The organism is Nocardia sp. NPDC003999, assembly GCF_053604885.1.
Genome location: NZ_JBSGIB010000001.1, coordinates 131,674 through 147,385, shown reverse-complemented (window position 1 = coordinate 147,385; position 15,712 = coordinate 131,674). Strand labels below are relative to the sequence as shown.

The window sequence follows — 15,712 nt, the reverse complement described above, 5'->3', positions numbered from 1 at the left end:
ATGCTAGGTTCACTTCTTACGGCGGCCAGAAGGTCGTCTCATGGTTCTCACAATCACGCTCAGTAGCTTCGCCATTCGATGGCCGTCCCGGCCATATCGCGCCCTATCACCGTCGGATCGATCCGAGCGCAAAGGACGAACAGTTGAAGCTTCTCAAGACCGGACGCATCGCAGCAGCGGGCCTGGCCCTTGTGGCCGCCCTCGGCCTGGCCGCCTGCGGCAGCGACGACAAGAGCGATTCGCACAACTCCACCCACACCACCACCGCCGCCGCTTCGGCGACCGCGAAGGTACCTGCCCCGCCCACCAAAGAAGAACTCAACGCCAACCTGCAGCGTGCGCTCGACCCCGCGGTGCCGAACGAGGAGAAGCTCGACCTCGTGCAGGGCATCGAGGCCGATCCGAGCCTGCCCAACCGCTTGGCCCAGGCGTTTCAGCAGGCCAACGCCACGGCAGTGGTCACGGGCGTCACCGCCTTCGGTGACACGGTCACCGCCCAGGCCACGTTCACCGTCAACGGGCAGGCGAACCAGGTCGACGTTCCGTTCGTCCTCGAAGACGGCAAGTGGAAGGTCCAGAAGGCCTGGGCCTGCCAGGCGCTGGCCAACCTGAACCAGCAGTCCCCGGCCTGCACCGCGTGATGACGGGAGCCGGCCCGGCGCGCGGGCGGTGACGTTCGTTTCGTCGTGACCGGCGTCGGCTCCACCCACCGCGGTCCGTGCACCGAATCGGTCCACGGCCTGCGGTGTTAGCCCGTGCCTAAGGCGTATTCGGCAGTGCGACATGGACACTCGACCGCGGCGATGGTCGGGTGGAGTCATGACAGCAAGCAGCACAACACCCGAACGCGTCGTCATCGTGGGCGGCAGCTCCGGAATGGGACTCGCGCTGGCGGCATCGCTGATCGATACGGGCGCGCAGGTCACCATCGCGGGCCGTTCCGCCGAACGGCTCGCCGCGGCGGAGCGCACCTTGTCCGCGGGGCCGGGCACGGTGCGCTCGGTCGTCGCGGACATCACCCGCGAAGCCGACCTCGAGCGTTTGTTCGCCGAATCGGAGCCGGTCGATCATGTCGTCACCACCGCCGCCGATGTCACCGGCGCCTATCAGCAGCTGGATCGGTTCGACGCCGACCTGGCTCGGAACCTCGTTTCCGCCAAACTGATCGGCCCCATGCTGCTCGCCAAGCACGCCCGGGTCGTACCGGGCGGCTCGGTGACGTTCACTTCCGGCGTCGCGGCGTATCGGCCCGCGCCGGGCGGCGCCATGGTGGCGGCGGTCAACGGCGCGCTCGCCTCGCTGGCCTACGCGCTGGCCCTGGAGCTCGGCCCGGTCCGCGTCAACGTGGTCTCGCCGGGGTGGGTCGACACACCGATCTGGGACACCATCGCCGGGCCCGCGAAAACCGAACGTCACCAGCAGCTCGCCGCACGCCTGCCCGTCGGGCGCATCGGCCGCCCTTCCGATATCGCGCAGGCGATGCTGGGCGTGATGCGCAATCCCTTCATCACCGGCACGGTCCTGCACGTGGACGGCGGGCATCGGCTGGTCTGACCGCTGGGCGGCGGGAAACCCATATGGCTACGCGGTTATGCGCATCTGATCATGGGATTGTGCCTCACCACAGAAGCCGAGCTCGAGCGGTAATCGACAAGGACCCGGGAACCTAGTCGGCCCGGTCCTGGTCGAATCGAAGCGCCGGACGATCAGGGTGGTCCCAGCGCACGAAGAAGGTCGGCGTGTAGGGGTTATCGGCATCGTGCCGCAGCAAGGCCGGGATGGTCCATTGCGCGTCGGGCGGGGTGCGGCGGCGGAGCGCGGCCTCGGACAGCTCCAGTCGGAGGATCAGGTCGGCGTCGAGGTGGCGGCCCGCGAGCATCGGGCCCGCGACGACAATGGTGGTCGCGGGCGGCGCCGTGCGGATCGCGGCGCGCGCGGAGCGGTCGGCGGCTTCATCCCACAACGCGGGCAGCCACCGGCCGTGCTCGCGCAGCGCCTCCACGACTTCGCGGCGCAGCGCGGCGTAGTCGAACCACGCGGTGCGATAGGACATCTCGTCGGTGCGGCCGAACTCCATGCGCAGCGAGGCGGGACGCACGTAGTCATGCAAGGAGACCACGTGGGCCGACCGGCCCGCGTCGCGCAGCGCCTCCACGATCCGGTCGGCGAGCGCCACCGGCTGTGCGGCGTCCGCGCCGTCGACGGCGATCACCGTGTGTGCGGTCGCGGTCAGCAGGGGCTGGATCACCTGCGTGACGAGGGCGTCGGGCGTGATGGGCAGGAAGCGCGGCACCCATCCATCTCAGCAAAGTGCGACGGCCGGTGCGGCGTGGGCGTAGCCAGGCGTTCACCGGCGGCCGAACGGCGACGCCGTGAGCGGCCGGGATAATCTCTGCGCATGGCGACAATCGAAGAGGCGCTGGAAATAGAGCGGCTGGAGCGGGACATCTTCCGTGGCGCGTCCACCAAGACCCAGCTCGCGCGCACGTTCGGCGGCCAGGTTGCCGGCCAGGCGCTCGTGTCCGCGGTCCGGACGGTGGAACCGCGATTTCAGGTGCACTCCCTGCACGGCTATTTCCTCCGTCCGGGTAATCCGCAGGAGCCGACGGTCTACCAGGTCGAGCGCATCCGGGACGGGCGGTCGTTCTGCACCCGCCGGGTGACCGGCATCCAGGACGGCGCCGCGATATTCACCATGTCGGCCTCGTTCCACGTCGGCGACGAGGGGCCCGAGCATCAAGATGTCATGCCCGATGTCCCGATGCCGGAGGATCTGCCCGACGCCAGCACCACGATGACGCCAGAACGGCTATGGGCGATGCGGGAGTGGGAACACTGGGACATACGCATGGTCCCGCACGAGAACGTGTCCCGCCGCGATGGTGTGGTCTCCCAGCAGCAGGTGTGGTTCCGCTACCGGCACCTGCTGCCCGACGATCCGCTGGTGCACGTGTGCACCCTCGCCTACATGAGCGATATGACGCTGCTGGGTTCCTCGAAGGTCATCCATCCCGACGAGCCGACCCAGAATGCCTCGCTCGACCACGCGATGTGGTTCCTGCGCCCGTTCCGCGCCGACGAATGGCTGCTCTACGACCAGGCCTCGCCGTCAGCGGCTTTCGGCCGGGGGCTGACCGGCGGCAAGATCTTCACCCGAGAAGGCACGCTGGTCGCGGCCGTGGTGCAGGAAGGCCTCATCCGCAGGCTGCGGGAGGACTGACCCGGCGGGCCATCGCGACGCGGATGCGGCCGACCGTGAGCGGGCCCACATCGGTACGGCTCGTAAGCTTTCCGGCGTGAACGCTTCCTCGGTCACCGCACCCGCCGCCGACACCGGACAGGCGCGGTCCCGTCCCATGATCGGCGTGCTCGCGCTGCAAGGCGACGTCCGGGAGCACGTCGCCGCGCTCGCGCACTGCGGCGCCGAGCCGGTGCTGGTCCGGCGCGAGGCGGAGCTCGCGGCCGTGGACGCGCTCGTGCTGCCCGGTGGCGAGTCGACCGCGATCAGCAAGCTGCTGCAGGCCTTCGACCTGCTGGAGCCGCTGCGCGCGCGGCTGCGCGACGGTATGCCCGCGTTCGGTTCCTGTGCGGGCATGATCCTGCTCGCCTCGGAGGTGCTCGACACCCGCCCGGACGCCCAGCATCTGTCCGGCATCGATATGACGGTGCGGCGCAACGCGTTCGGCCGTCAGGTCGACTCGTTCGAGACCGACCTGCAGTTCTCCGGCCTGACCGACGGTCCGGTGCGAGCGGTGTTCATCCGCGCACCGTGGGTCGAGCGGGCGGGTGCGGGCGTCGAGGTGCTGGCCACGGTGCCGGATGGCCCCGCCGCGGGCCGGATCGTCGCGGTGCGGCAGGGCAACGTCCTGGCGACGTCGTTCCATCCCGAGGTCACCGGCGATCTGCGGGTGCACCGCATGTTCGTGGAGATCGTCCGTTCGGCCGCCGCGTAGTCGGGGCCGCTCTGTACGGCCGTGGTGGAGGCCCGAGTAGGCTGGAGAAGTTGTCCGCCCGGCGGTGCCGGTACCGTACACACCACCAGACGTGCCACCGACCTGAAGGAAGTAGGGAATGAGCGGCCACTCCAAATGGGCCACCACCAAGCACAAGAAGGCTGCGATCGACGCGAAGCGCGGCAAGCTGTTCGCGAAGTTGATCAAGAACATCGAGGTGGCGGCCCGGACCGGTGGCGGTGACCCGGAAGGCAACCCGACGCTGTACGACGCCATCCAGAAGGCGAAGAAGTCGTCGGTCCCCAACGACAACATCGAGCGCGCCCGCAAGCGCGGCGGCGGCGAGGAAGCCGGCGGCGCCGACTGGCAGACGATCATGTACGAGGGCTACGGTCCCAACGGCGTCGCCGTGCTGATCGAGTGCCTCACCGACAATCGCAACCGGGCCGCGGGCGAGGTGCGGGTCGCGATGACGCGCAACGGCGGCAACATGGCCGACCCTGGCTCGGTGGCCTACCTGTTCCATCGCAAGGGCATCGTCACCCTGGAGAAGAACGGGCTGTCCGAGGACGACGTGTTGCTGGCCGTGCTCGACGCGGGCGCCGAGGAGGTCAACGATCTCGGCGAGTCTTTCGAGATCGTCAGCGAGCCGGGCGATCTGATCGCGGTCCGCTCCGCGCTGCAGGGCGCCGGTATCGACTACGACTCCGCCGAATCCGGCTTCCAGCCGTCGGTGTCGGTCGCGGTGGACGTCGACGGCGCCCGCAAGGTGATCAAACTCGTGGATGCCCTCGAGGACAGCGACGACGTGCAGAACGTCTACACCAACGTCGACATCCCGGACGACGTGCTCGCCGAGCTCGAGGACTAGTCGATCGACCGCGCGCCGTACTCCCGCATGGCGGGATGCTGAGCGCGAAATCGGGGCGGCCGGTCTGTGTACGGGCCGCCCCGAGTGGGTTCATTCCTGGTTCCCAGCGCACCGCTCGGCGGCCGCGCCCCCACCTTCCGGTCGGCGCTGCGGCCGCCGGGGAGGTGGGGCCGGACTCACTCCGCGATCTCGGTGCGGTCGCACCACTCGTACACGCGCAGCCGCCCTTCAGGCGTGTCCTGCTCCCGCTGACTGACCTTGAAGTGCTCGTATCCGCCGCGGAACGGCACCTTCAATTCCACGCCGGGTGGGGTAATCGGGACGATGCGCGAGGGCAGATCGTGCGGCCCGCCTTCGAGGACTGCTTTTGCGCCTTTGCTCATCCTGGGATGGTAGAAGCGCGAAGGTCCTGATCGTGGCATATTTCATGGCACGGTGAGTACCAATTTGCCGACGGTTCGCCCGGTCTCGCCGAGCGCGTGCGCCTCGGCTGCCGCGGACAGCGGGAACGACCGGGCGACCGCCGGGCGCAACGCGCCGGATTCGACGAGTCCGGCGAGAGCGAGCATGCCCGCGTGATCGTGCTCCACCAGCATCCGGATCGCGCGCACGCCCAGCGCCTCCGCCTCGACTGCCAAGTCGACCGCGCCGAAGGCCCGCAACGTCACCAGCAGTCCGCCTGGACGCAGGGTGCGCAGGGACCGGATGCTGTTGTCGTCGTCGATCGAGTCCAGCACCACGTCGACGTCGCGGACCGCCTCGGCGACGTCGGTGTCGCGATAGTCGATCACCTCGTCGGCGCCGATATCGCGCAGGAACGCGTGGTTCGGCGCGCTGGCGGTGCCGATGACGTACGCCCCGCGCGCTTTGGCGATTTGAACCGCGAAGTGGCCGACGCCGCCCGCTGCCGCATGGATCAGTACGCGTTGCCCGGGGCTGAGCCCGGCGGTGTCGACCAGCGCCTGCCAGGCGGTGAGCGCGGCGAGCGGGATCGCCGCCGCCTGTGTGTGGTCGAGCGCGGCCGGTTTGGGGGCGAAGGCGCGGGCGGGGCCGACGACGTATTCGGCGCAGGAACCGTGGCCGTACGGGTAAGGGAGCATGCCGAACACCTCGTCGCCGGGGCGGAACAGGGTGACGCCGATGCCGGTGGCCGCGACCTGGCCGGAGACGTCCCAGCCGAGGACGAACGGCGGCTCGGGAAGGAACAGTCCCGCGGTGGCGCGGTGGCGCCAGTCGGTCGGGTTGAGCCCGGCCGCGCGGACCCGGACCAGGATCTGGCCGGGGCCGGCCACCGGCTGCGGCAGTTTCACTTCGGTGAGCACCTCGGGTCCGCCGAGGGTCTGCTGGCTGATCGCGCGCATGGTCGCAGTGCTGTCGATTTCGGTCACGGCTGTCAGCCTGCCGGTATCCGACGGCAAAGAAAATGGCACGATTGCCATTCTTCGATATGATCATGCCATGGATTCGACGGCGCCTCATCGAGTGGTGGTGTTGGCGCTGGCGGGGGTCTACCCCTTCGAACTCGGTATCCCGAATCGGGTGTTCGGCAGTGCGGCAGGTAGATACGAGGTGATCACCTGCTCGGTCGACGGTCGTCCGGTGCGCAGCGCCGCCGATTTCGACATCGCGGTGGCCCACGACAGCCGCGCCTTGCGGAACGCAGACACCGTGGTCCTGCCCGCCTGCGACATCACGACGGCTCTCACCGGCACGCTGCCGCAGCCGGTGCTCGACGCGTTCGCGCTGATTCCGGCGGGGGCCAGGATCGTCGCGATCTGCACCGGTGCCTTCATCGCCGCGGCCGCAGGGCTGCTTGATGATCGACCGGCCACGACGCACTGGAATCAGGCCGGTCTGTTCCGGCGCACCTTCCCGCGGGTCCGCCTCGACCCGGACGTGCTCTATGTCGATGACGGGGACGTCCTCACGTCGGCGGGCGCCGCGGCAGGGCTGGACGTCTGCCTGCATCTGGTGCGGCGCGATCACGGCAGCGCCGTCGCGAACGCGGTCGCGCGCCGCTGCGTCGTCCCCCCGTGGCGCGACGGCGGCCAAGCGCAATACATCGAGCAACCCGTGCCGCCCGAGACGTCAGCCGGGACCGCCGCGGCCCGGCAATGGGCCCTGGAGAACCTGCGCCATCCGCTGACCGTCGATGAACTGGCAGCCCGCGCCCGGATGAGCAAACGAACCTTCGCCCGGCGCTTCCGCGACGAGGTCGGCATGAGCCCGGGACGGTGGCTGATCCAGCAGCGGGTCTTCCGCGCCAGGCATCTGCTGGAAACCACCGACCTGACCGTCGATCGCGTCGCGGGCGAGGTCGGCTTCGCCACCGGGACTTCGTTGCGTCAACATCTGGCCGACGCGATCGGCGTGTCACCGCAGGCCTATCGGCGTACGTTCCGTGCACGAGCAGGCGCCGCGGCGAACTGAACGCCGGTGCGCCGCCGGTTCAGTCGGCGGCCGTGACGGGCAGACCCACGCGGCCCGCGATCCACGGCAGCGACGAGGTGAACGCTGCCGAAGCGAACTGCCAGGTGTGGCCGCCCTGGGTGGTGTAGACGGTGCAATCGATGCCGACCGCGCGTCCCGCGGCGCAGAGTTTGTCGGCGGCTCCGACCTCACCGGAATCGGGTATCCCGTCACGGCCGCCGAGGCCCGCGCGGTCGTCGTCTGGAATAGGCGCGCGCCTCGTCCCCCCGCCGGAGCGTTGTGCGGGGACGAGGTCGTCGAACAGGCCGGCGACGCCGCTGTAGCGACCGTGCGCGGCCATGACGGTCAGCGGGTCGAACGCGGCCCATGCGGCGGAGTCACCGCCGAAGAGCCGGGCGATGGTCTGCTCCTTGGTGCCGGACGACGGCCCGAGGTCACCGGCGATGTCGACGAAGGTGTGGACCAGATCGGGGTGCATGACCGCGAGGTCCACCGCGCAGGTGCCGCCCATGGACCAGCCGACCACCGCCCAATTCGCGGGATCGGCCGAGGCGCCGAACCGCGATTCGACATAGGCGGGCACGTCCTCGGTCAGATGGTCGGCGGCGTCGCCGCGAGGGCCGTCGACGCATTCGGTGTCGTTGTTGAACCTGCCGCTGGAGTCGACGAAGACGAGGATCGGCGCGCGGCCGCCGTTGGCCTTGGTGAAGCTGTCCAGGGCCGGCATGATCTGGCCACTGCGGATCCAGTCCGCTGGCGTGTTGAACTCGCCGCCGATCATCATCACCACCGGCAGAGCGGGCGGGGTCGGCCCGGCGAACCACGCGGGTGGCAGGTAGACGTATTCGGTGCGGTGCGGGAATCCGCTGCCCGCGTCGGGAATGCGCACCGGCACCAGTTTGCCGTAGGTAACGGCGGTGTTCCGCAGGCCGGGCAACGCCGAGAGGTCGGTTTCGTGCGGGAGCGGACCCGCGGTGACCGCGCCCCAGGCGGCCTGCACGGTGGGGTAGTAGCCGACCCACTGGTTCAGCACGATTCCGGTGCTCACCAGGGTCAGCGGGATGGCGAGGACCGCGATCCCGCGCCGCCACCAGCGTGCGCCCGGCCAGCCGACGACCGCGACGGCGATGGCGACGGCGGTCGCGCCGACCCACGCCCACAATCGGATGGGCGCCGGATCGGAGGCCAATCCCTCGTCGGCCACGTACCACGCGGCGCCCAGCGCTCCCGCGACGCCGAGCGCCACGCAAACCGGCAGCTGGATCAGCCACCACCGTCTGCCGCGCCGAGCGACGGCGAGCAGCACGACCACCGCGGCGAGGAGCGCGACGGTCACCGGCAGCCAGCCGTGCAGCAGTGAGATCCCGTGGTGGAAGGTGTGCTGCTGGTTCGAGGCCGGACTCGCCGGGGGAACCTGCGGTGGCGCCGGAGACGTGGGCGCGGCGAGTATCGGCACGTCCAGCATTGTGCAGGCGGTTGCTCGAGAGACGCTGTGAATCGGCTCAGGTGCTCCTGTGCGACCGGCCCGAAATGTTGTCGTGCCGTCCAGGGTGCGCGAGGAGAATGCGAGCATGGTCGAACTGGTGCTGGTGCGCGGCGACATCACCGAACAGGAGGTCGACGCGGTGGTCAACGCGGCGAATTCGTCGCTGCTCGGCGGCGGGGGAGTGGACGGAGCGATCCACCGGCGCGGCGGCCCGGAAATCCTGGCGGAATGCCGCCGATTGCGGGCGTCCCACTACGGCGCGGGACTTGCCACCGGAGCGGCGGTGGCCACCACGGCGGGTCGGCTTCCCGCGCGGTGGGTCATCCACACCGTCGGGCCGGTGTGGTCGGACGTCGAGGACCGCTCCGCTCTGCTGGCCTCCTGTTATCGCGAATCCCTGCGTGTGGCGGACGAATTGGGGGCGCGCACGGTCGCCTTCCCGGCGATCTCGACCGGGATCTTCGGCTGGCCGATGGACGACGGGGCGCGAATCGCTGTCGACACGGTTCGTACGACCGAGACGGCGGTATCGGAGGCGCGATTCGTTCTCTTCGACGAACGGGCTCACGGTGCGTTCGCGCGGCAGGTCTGCGGGACTTGAGACCTCCTGCGCCGGCAGCCGCCGTGTCGTCACGGGTACGGCAGGTCCGCAGCACCGGTGGGCCGAACTTGTCGGTCACCGCTGACATAGTCGGCGCGTGTCGTTCAGTACTCGCATCGAAATCCGGGTCTCCGACCTGGATCCCCAGTTGCACGTCACCGGCGCGGCCTACCACCAATTCGCCGATCACGCCCGTTTCGCCTGTGTTCAGGCGGCGGGCGTGTCGGTGGACGAGCTGATCGCCTCCGGGCTCGGGCCGGTCAACTTGGAGACCGTGCTCCGCTTCCAGCGCGAACTCCGCGGTGGCGACACCGTGGACGTCTCGTGCGCCTGGCAGTGGGGAGACGGCAAGACCTATCGTGTCGAGCACGTCCTGACCCGCGCCGACGGCGTGGTGGCCGCGACGGTGACCAATGTCAGTGGCTTGCTCGATCTGGCGGCGCGGCGCCTCGTGGCCGATCCCGCGCGGCAGTGGGCGGCACGCGCGAGCCGTCCGGAGTTGCTGGGGTTGCCGGGCGCCGCGCGGGAAGCGGCGGTTGTCGGCGAATAGCCCGGGGCTGTGTCGCTGGACGGCGAAAGGCGAAGCCTCCGCTAGACTCTCGAACAGTTGTTCGTGTCTGCGAGAGGGGTTGTCGTGCGGGTGATGGGCGTCGACCCCGGACTCACTCGCTGCGGCCTCAGCATCGTGGAGGGCGGATCGGGGCGGAAGGTCACCGCCGTGGACGTCGACGTGGTCCGCACTCCCGGCGATATGGATCTGGCGCAGCGCCTGCTCGCGGTCGCGGACGCAGCCGAACGCTGGATGGACATCCACGAGCCGGGGGCCGTCGCCATCGAACGCGTCTTCGCTCAGCACAATGTCCGTACCGCCATGGGCACCGCACAGGCGGGCGGCGTGATCGCGCTGGCCGCCGCGCGCCGGGGAATCCCGGTCGCGTTCCACACACCCAGCGAGGTGAAGGCCGCGGTGACCGGCAACGGCACCGCGGACAAGAGGCAGGTGACCGCCATGGTCACCCGTATCCTCGGGCTGCCGTCCGCGCCGAAACCGGCGGACGCGGCGGATGCGCTGGCGCTGGCGATCTGCCATTGTTGGCGAGCGCCGCTGCTGGAGCGGATGGCGGCGGCGGAGGCCAAGGCGGCCGCGGCGCAGCGCCGATACCGGGAGCGGCTGGCCGAACAACGGAAGGCGGTGCACGGGTGATCGCGTCGGTACGCGGTGAAGTGCTGGAAATCGCCCTCGACCACGCGGTGATCGAGGCGGCAGGCGTCGGCTACCGGCTCAATGCCACTCCGTCCACCCTGGCCGGGCTCACCCGAGGCGAGGAAACCCGGCTCTACACCGCGATGATCGTCCGCGAGGACTCGATGACCCTCTACGGTTTCGCCGACACCGAGGCCCGCGACCTGTTCGGCCTGTTGCAGACCGTTTCGGGCGTCGGGCCTCGCCTGGCCATGGCGGTGCTGGCCGTACTCGAACCCGAAGCGCTGCGCAAAGCGCTGGCCGAGAGCAACGTGGCGGCACTGACCCGGGTCCCCGGCATCGGCAAGCGCGGCGCCGAGCGCATGGTGGTGGAACTGCGCGACAAGGTGAATCTCGTTCCCGTGCCTGCCGGCCCGCCCGGATCCGCGCCCGCCGCGGTGGTCACCCCCGTGCGTGACCAGGTCACCGAAGCGCTCGTCGGCCTCGGTTTCGCCGTCAGACAGGCCGAACAGGCGATCGACGCGGTGCTGGCGGAACAGCCCGCCGCCGACACCTCCGCCGCCCTCCGGGCAGCGCTCGGCCTGCTCGGCAAGAACCGGTAAGGCGTCATGGATCATCCTGAGGAACCCACCGAATCGCAGGTCAGCGCAAACTATCTGAAGTCCGACGGCGAGATCGAGGCGAGTCTGCGCCCGAAGTCGCTGGACGACTTCATCGGGCAACCCCGTGTCCGCGAACAGCTCGCGCTGGTGTTGCGCGGCGCGAAACAGCGCGGCGGCACACCGGATCACGTCCTGCTGTCCGGGCCGCCGGGTCTGGGCAAGACCAGCATGGCGATGATCATCGCGGCCGAGCTCGGCACCGCGCTGCGGATCACGTCGGGTCCCGCGCTGGAGCGGGCCGGAGACCTCGCCGCCATGCTCAGCAACCTGGTCGAGGGCGACGTACTGTTCATCGACGAGATCCACCGGATGGCGCGCCCCGCCGAGGAGATGCTCTACCTGGCGATGGAGGACTTCCGGGTGGACGTCGTCGTCGGCAAGGGGCCGGGGGCGACCTCCATTCCCCTGGATATCGCACCGTTCACCCTGGTCGGGGCCACCACCAGATCCGGAGCGCTGACCGGTCCGCTGCGCGACCGTTTCGGTTTCACCGGGCACATGGACTTCTACGAACCCGGCGAATTGCTGCGCATCTTGCAACGGTCGGCACACATCCTCGGTGTCGTCATCGAGGAGGAGGCGGCGGCCGAGATCGCGGGCCGCTCACGCGGCACGCCCCGTATCGCCAATCGCTTGCTGCGCCGTGTGCGCGACTACGCGGAGGTGCGTGCCGACGGCCGGATCACCCGCCCCATCGCCCAGGCCGCGCTGGAGGTCTACGACGTGGACGTGCTCGGTCTCGACCGGCTCGACCGCGCGGTGCTCGGCGCGCTCGTGCGCAGTTTCGGCGGTGGCCCGGTGGGGGTGTCCACCTTGGCTGTGGCGGTCGGGGAGGAGGCCGCGACCGTGGAAGAGGTCTGCGAACCGTTCCTGGTTCGCGCGGGCATGGTCGCGCGCACACCCCGCGGCCGGGTCGCCACCGCCGCCGCGTGGGAGCACCTCGGTCTCGTTCCGCCGCCCGACCTGGTGTTCGGTTCCATCGAAGTGCGCGGTCGCGAGCCGCACCCCACGCTCGACCTGTTCGAATGAGCCGCGCGCTCGGGTGATCGCCGCCGCGGTGGCGGGTCAGCGGCGATGGCGCAGGGCGGCGGCGACCAAGTCGCGGAAAGCGTCGACCTCGTCGCGCTGGTAGCCGCGAGTGCCGAGGCGGGCCTCGGTGAAGCGGACGGCCTCGACGTCGGTGAGGGTGAGGCTGCCCGGTCCGCCGTGCGCGAGGGTCGCGGCGACCAGATCGAGGAACGCGCCGACCTCTTCCTCGTTGTATCCGCGCCTGCCCACCGGGGCCTGGCTGAATCGCATGCGCTGCACATCGTCGAAGGTGAGCATGGCGTGGCCGTTCCCGTTCGCGGCGGGCACCGGACGGACGCCGCGCTGCCGGAACTCCAGTTCCGCGCGCAGTTGGTCGAGGTACTCGTCGACCTGGTCGGCGCGGTAGCCGCGCTGGCCGAGCCGGGGCGCGCCGAAACCGACATGCCGCAGATCGTCGGCGGCGAGAACGCCGTGCCCGGCCAGCGTCGCGGCGACGAGTTCGAGGAATGCATCCACCTCGTCCGCGTGATAGCCGCGATGCCCGAGCGTCGGGGTCGCGAAACGGGTGCGGCGCACGTCCTCCGGAGTCACGGGCGACATTCTGTCAGGCTCGGCGCGTCCGGCCGATCGGAAGGGAAACTTCGCGATTCCCTGGCCTTTTGCGAACAAGGGCCGTCCCCCTGGCGAAAGCGTCGGATCAGTGCGCCTCACCCTAGCGCCGGTGGCGGTGTCAGGGGGATTGCCGAGGTGCTCAGTCCTTGCGCACGCCGTCCACGAGCAGGCGGCGGATCGCCTGGTTCAGCCCCGCGATCGCGGCCTCGTCGGGTTCGCGCAGTGAGTAGACGATGCCCCCGATCAGCATGCCGGTCACCGCGCGCGCGGTGTTCGACGTGTCCAGGTCGGCGCGCAGGTAGCCCTGCTCGACACCGTGGTCGAGATAGCCCGCGGTCAGCGCGTCGGCGGTGTCGAGCAATCCGTACAGCCGCTGGGTGAGTTCGTCATCGATGCCGGTGGCGTGGAACAGCAACAGCTGGGCGACCCGGCGATCGGTCAGCAGGATTTCGGTGAGGGCCACCCCGATCCGGTCGATCTGGGCGCGGTATTCGTCGAGGGTGGCGGCGGCGTCCGGGGCGTTCTCGGTGCCGAGGGCGGCGATGATGCGCGCGGCGAGGTCATCGATGACGTGGTCGATGATCTCGCGCTTGTTACTGAAGTAGCGGTAGAAGGTGCCGTGACCGATGCCGAGCTGTCCCGCGATGTCGGCGATGCCGGTGGCGTGATAGCCCTTCTCCGCGAAACAGACGAAGGCGGTGTCGATGATCTCTTGGCGCAGTTCGGCTTTCCGTCGCTCGGCACGCGTGGATGGCTTCGTCACCTTCCCGATGATACAGTCATCACAAACGGAATGATGTGTCATTCCGTGATATGTGGTTCAGCTAGCAGGAGGTTCGGTGTGGCGCCTCAATACGACGCGGTCGTGGTCGGTGCGGGGTTCGGCGGTATGGGGGCCGGTATTCAGCTCGATCGGCTCGGCCTGAGCAATTACGTCATCCTCGAACGCGAGGACGACCTGGGCGGCACCTGGCACGTCAACCACTATCCGGGTCTCGCGGTCGACATCGCCTCGGTCACCTACTCCTACTCGTTCGAACCGAATCCGCACTGGTCGCGGCTGTTCGCGCCGGGCGAGGAGCTGAAGAAGTATGCCGCGCACGTCGCCGACAAGTACGGCCTGCGCCGCCGCATGCGCTTCGGCACCGTCGTCGACGGCGCGCGCTGGGACGAAGAGCGGCAACACTGGGTGGTCTCGATCGCGGGCGGGGAAACCGTCACCGGCCGATACCTGCTGACGGCGACGGGATTCCTGTCCCAGCCCTATACCCCGCCGTTCCCCGGCATCGACTCGTTCGCGGGCAAGATCATCCACACCACCGCGTGGGAGGACGACTTCGACCTCACCGGCCGCACGGCCGCGATCATCGGCACCGGCGCCACCGCCGTGCAGCTGGTGCCCGAGGTGGCCAAGAAGGCGCGGGCGCTCACGGTGTTCCAGCGCACCCCGATCTGGGTGGTGCCGAAGGTCGACACCGCGATTCCCGCGCCGGTGCGCAAGCTGTTCGAACGGGTTCCCGCCACGCAGAAGGCCGCGCGCCTGGTCAACACCAGCCTGCTGGAGGCGCTGATGGTGGTCGGGGTGCTGCACTTCAAGCAGGCCAAGCTGCTGAACAAGGGGGCGGGAGCGCTGGCCAGGGCGCACCTGCGGGCGTCCGTGCGCGACAAGGCGACGCGCAGGCAGCTGACACCGCACTACGATTTCGGGTGCAAGCGGCCGACCTTCTCCAACCACTACTTCACCACGTTCAACCAGCCGCACGTGCGCCTGGAGACGAATTCGATCGACCACATCGAGCCGGACGGCATCGTGACCGCCGACGGGCACAAGACCGAGATCGACACCCTGATCCTGGCCACCGGCTTCAATCTGTGGGACGTGAACTTCCCGGCCATCGAGATCATCGGCCGGGACGGGGTGAACCTCGGAAAGTTCTGGCGGGACAACCGTTTCCAAGCCTACGAGGGCATCACGGTGCCGAAGTTCCCCAACTTCCTCAGCCTCAACAGCCCGTACTCCTACAGCGGCCTGTCCTACTTCACCACCATCGAAGCCCAGATGAAGCACATGGGCAGATTGTTCGGCGAGTTGCGCCGCCGGGGCGAGACCACCTTCGAGGTCAGCGAGCAGGCCAACGCCGCGTTCCTGGACCGGGTGACCGACAAGCTGGGCTCCTCGGTCTTCTACGGCGGCGACTGCGCCACCGCGCGCAGCTACTACTTCAACCAGCACGGTGAGGCCGCCCTGCTGCGGCCCACCAGCACACTGAACGCCCATCGCGAAGCGGTCGCCTTCCCGCTGGAGGACTACGTCTACGGCAAGACCGCCTGACACCGTTACCTCGGCTCGCCCGCCGGAGCGTGTCCCGGCGGGCGAGCCGGTGTGCGATCTGGGCCGTTGTAGCTGCCCAGCGGGCGTGCGGGTGTGGCACCCGCGCAGCGAACTGGCAGACTGTGTGGGTACTTGCCCATCCCACCCACGACACTAGGGACTGACTTCGACGATGGAACTGCTGTTTCCGCTGCTACTGGTAGCCCTGCTCGTGCCGATGTTCCTCGGTGTCCGCCGTCAGAAGCGGGAAGCCGAGAAGGTCACCCAGATGCAGGACAGCCTGAAGATCGGCGATCAGGTCGTCACCACGTCGGGTCTGTACGGCACCGTGGTCGAACTCGACGACACCACGGTCGACCTCGAGATCGCCGAGGACGTGGTCACCACGTGGCTGCGCCAGGCCATCCGTGAGGTGCGCACCGAGGACCAGGTGAGCACCGAGGAGACCGGCTCGGAGACCACCGGCTCGGACACCACCGAGGCCGTCGAGGAATCCGCCGAGCAGACCGAGACCCGCCTGACCAAGGACTGA

Annotated in this window: 19 protein-coding genes; 13 read left to right on the top strand and 6 right to left on the bottom strand. The window is 69.3% G+C overall.

Features of this window, described 5'->3' with window-relative positions; translation table 11 throughout:
* The first annotated feature begins 143 nt into the window (after window positions 1–143).
* Together ACWESM_RS00695 and ACWESM_RS00690 are read left to right on the top strand one after the other, a co-directional pair.
* A complete protein-coding gene (locus ACWESM_RS00695; RefSeq protein WP_355070451.1) occupies window positions 144–641 on the top strand; it encodes a hypothetical protein in 498 nt (165 codons plus the stop codon).
* A 178-nt stretch (window positions 642–819) separates the two neighbouring features.
* Entirely contained in the window at window positions 820–1,554 is a 735-nt protein-coding gene (locus tag ACWESM_RS00690; RefSeq protein ID WP_356961623.1) for an SDR family oxidoreductase, read from the top strand.
* Window positions 1,555–1,666: 112 nt separating this feature from the next.
* Here the strand turns inward: ACWESM_RS00690 and ACWESM_RS00685 are convergent, their stop codons facing one another.
* Window positions 1,667–2,293: a hypothetical protein gene (locus ACWESM_RS00685; protein WP_452490571.1), complete on the bottom strand. Its 627-nt coding sequence runs from the start codon at window positions 2,291–2,293 to the stop codon at window positions 1,667–1,669.
* Between the two features lie 105 nt (window positions 2,294–2,398).
* Here ACWESM_RS00685 and ACWESM_RS00680 point away from each other — a divergent pair, with 105 nt between their 5' ends.
* The 3 genes from ACWESM_RS00680 (at window position 2,399) to ACWESM_RS00670 (ending at window position 4,824) form a co-directional block, all read left to right on the top strand.
* A complete protein-coding gene (locus tag ACWESM_RS00680; protein WP_397275918.1) occupies window positions 2,399–3,220 on the top strand; it encodes an acyl-CoA thioesterase in 822 nt (273 codons plus the stop codon).
* Between the two features lie 136 nt (window positions 3,221–3,356).
* Window positions 3,357–3,953 carry a pyridoxal 5'-phosphate synthase glutaminase subunit PdxT gene (pdxT, locus tag ACWESM_RS00675; RefSeq protein WP_397276047.1) on the top strand — a complete coding sequence of 199 codons (597 nt, stop codon included), beginning with the start codon at window positions 3,357–3,359 and terminating at the stop codon, window positions 3,951–3,953.
* Window positions 3,954–4,071: 118 nt separating this feature from the next.
* Window positions 4,072–4,824 (top strand): YebC/PmpR family DNA-binding transcriptional regulator, encoded by a 753-nt coding sequence (locus tag ACWESM_RS00670; RefSeq protein ID WP_355070459.1) that lies wholly within the window; start codon window positions 4,072–4,074, stop codon window positions 4,822–4,824.
* Window positions 4,825–5,000: 176 nt separating this feature from the next.
* Here the strand turns inward: ACWESM_RS00670 and ACWESM_RS00665 are convergent, their stop codons facing one another.
* Both ACWESM_RS00665 and ACWESM_RS00660 read right to left on the bottom strand, forming a co-directional pair.
* Window positions 5,001–5,207 (bottom strand): DUF5988 family protein, encoded by a 207-nt coding sequence (locus ACWESM_RS00665; RefSeq protein ID WP_355070461.1) that lies wholly within the window; start codon window positions 5,205–5,207, stop codon window positions 5,001–5,003.
* Window positions 5,208–5,249: 42 nt separating this feature from the next.
* Window positions 5,250–6,185, bottom strand: coding sequence for an NADP-dependent oxidoreductase (locus ACWESM_RS00660; RefSeq protein WP_364426085.1), 936 nt, complete (start codon window positions 6,183–6,185; stop codon window positions 5,250–5,252).
* A gap of 97 nt (window positions 6,186–6,282) precedes the next feature.
* Here ACWESM_RS00660 and ACWESM_RS00655 point away from each other — a divergent pair, with 97 nt between their 5' ends.
* Window positions 6,283–7,254, top strand: coding sequence for a GlxA family transcriptional regulator (locus ACWESM_RS00655; protein WP_452490568.1), 972 nt, complete (start codon window positions 6,283–6,285; stop codon window positions 7,252–7,254).
* 19 nt (window positions 7,255–7,273) lie between these two features.
* Here the strand turns inward: ACWESM_RS00655 and ACWESM_RS00650 are convergent, their stop codons facing one another.
* Entirely contained in the window at window positions 7,274–8,710 is a 1,437-nt protein-coding gene (locus ACWESM_RS00650) for an alpha/beta hydrolase (protein ID WP_452490566.1), read from the bottom strand.
* A gap of 115 nt (window positions 8,711–8,825) precedes the next feature.
* On the opposite strand from ACWESM_RS00650, the gene ACWESM_RS00645 reads away from it, so the two are divergent.
* The 5 genes from ACWESM_RS00645 to ruvB all read left to right on the top strand — a co-directional run bounded on the left by ACWESM_RS00645 (window position 8,826) and on the right by ruvB (window position 12,236).
* A complete protein-coding gene (locus tag ACWESM_RS00645) occupies window positions 8,826–9,341 on the top strand; it encodes an O-acetyl-ADP-ribose deacetylase (RefSeq protein ID WP_355070464.1) in 516 nt (171 codons plus the stop codon).
* 97 nt (window positions 9,342–9,438) lie between these two features.
* Entirely contained in the window at window positions 9,439–9,891 is a 453-nt protein-coding gene (locus ACWESM_RS00640) for an acyl-CoA thioesterase (protein ID WP_364425924.1), read from the top strand.
* A gap of 84 nt (window positions 9,892–9,975) precedes the next feature.
* On the top strand, window positions 9,976–10,545 hold the full coding sequence (ruvC, locus tag ACWESM_RS00635) for a crossover junction endodeoxyribonuclease RuvC (RefSeq protein ID WP_355071042.1): 570 nt from the start codon (window positions 9,976–9,978) through the stop codon (window positions 10,543–10,545).
* Window positions 10,542–11,147 (top strand): Holliday junction branch migration protein RuvA, encoded by a 606-nt coding sequence (gene ruvA, locus ACWESM_RS00630; RefSeq protein ID WP_364425921.1) that lies wholly within the window; start codon window positions 10,542–10,544, stop codon window positions 11,145–11,147. The genes ruvC and ruvA overlap by 4 nt, the downstream gene beginning before the upstream one ends.
* Window positions 11,148–11,153: 6 nt before the next feature.
* The gene (ruvB, locus tag ACWESM_RS00625) at window positions 11,154–12,236 is read left to right on the top strand and encodes a Holliday junction branch migration DNA helicase RuvB (RefSeq protein WP_364425919.1); all 1,083 of its coding nucleotides are present in this window, start codon (window positions 11,154–11,156) and stop codon (window positions 12,234–12,236) included.
* Between the two features lie 36 nt (window positions 12,237–12,272).
* Here the strand turns inward: ruvB and ACWESM_RS00620 are convergent, their stop codons facing one another.
* A complete protein-coding gene (locus ACWESM_RS00620) occupies window positions 12,273–12,836 on the bottom strand; it encodes a DivIVA domain-containing protein (RefSeq protein WP_355070472.1) in 564 nt (187 codons plus the stop codon).
* A gap of 151 nt (window positions 12,837–12,987) precedes the next feature.
* Window positions 12,988–13,653: a TetR/AcrR family transcriptional regulator gene (locus ACWESM_RS00615; RefSeq protein WP_355070474.1), complete on the bottom strand. Its 666-nt coding sequence runs from the start codon at window positions 13,651–13,653 to the stop codon at window positions 12,988–12,990.
* 36 nt (window positions 13,654–13,689) lie between these two features.
* Here ACWESM_RS00615 and ACWESM_RS00610 point away from each other — a divergent pair, with 36 nt between their 5' ends.
* Complete coding sequence (locus ACWESM_RS00610; RefSeq protein WP_364425916.1) at window positions 13,690–15,180, top strand: flavin-containing monooxygenase; 1,491 nt, start codon at window positions 13,690–13,692, stop codon at window positions 15,178–15,180.
* Between the two features lie 172 nt (window positions 15,181–15,352).
* Window positions 15,353–15,712 (top strand): preprotein translocase subunit YajC, encoded by a 360-nt coding sequence (gene yajC / locus ACWESM_RS00605; RefSeq protein WP_397275911.1) that lies wholly within the window; start codon window positions 15,353–15,355, stop codon window positions 15,710–15,712.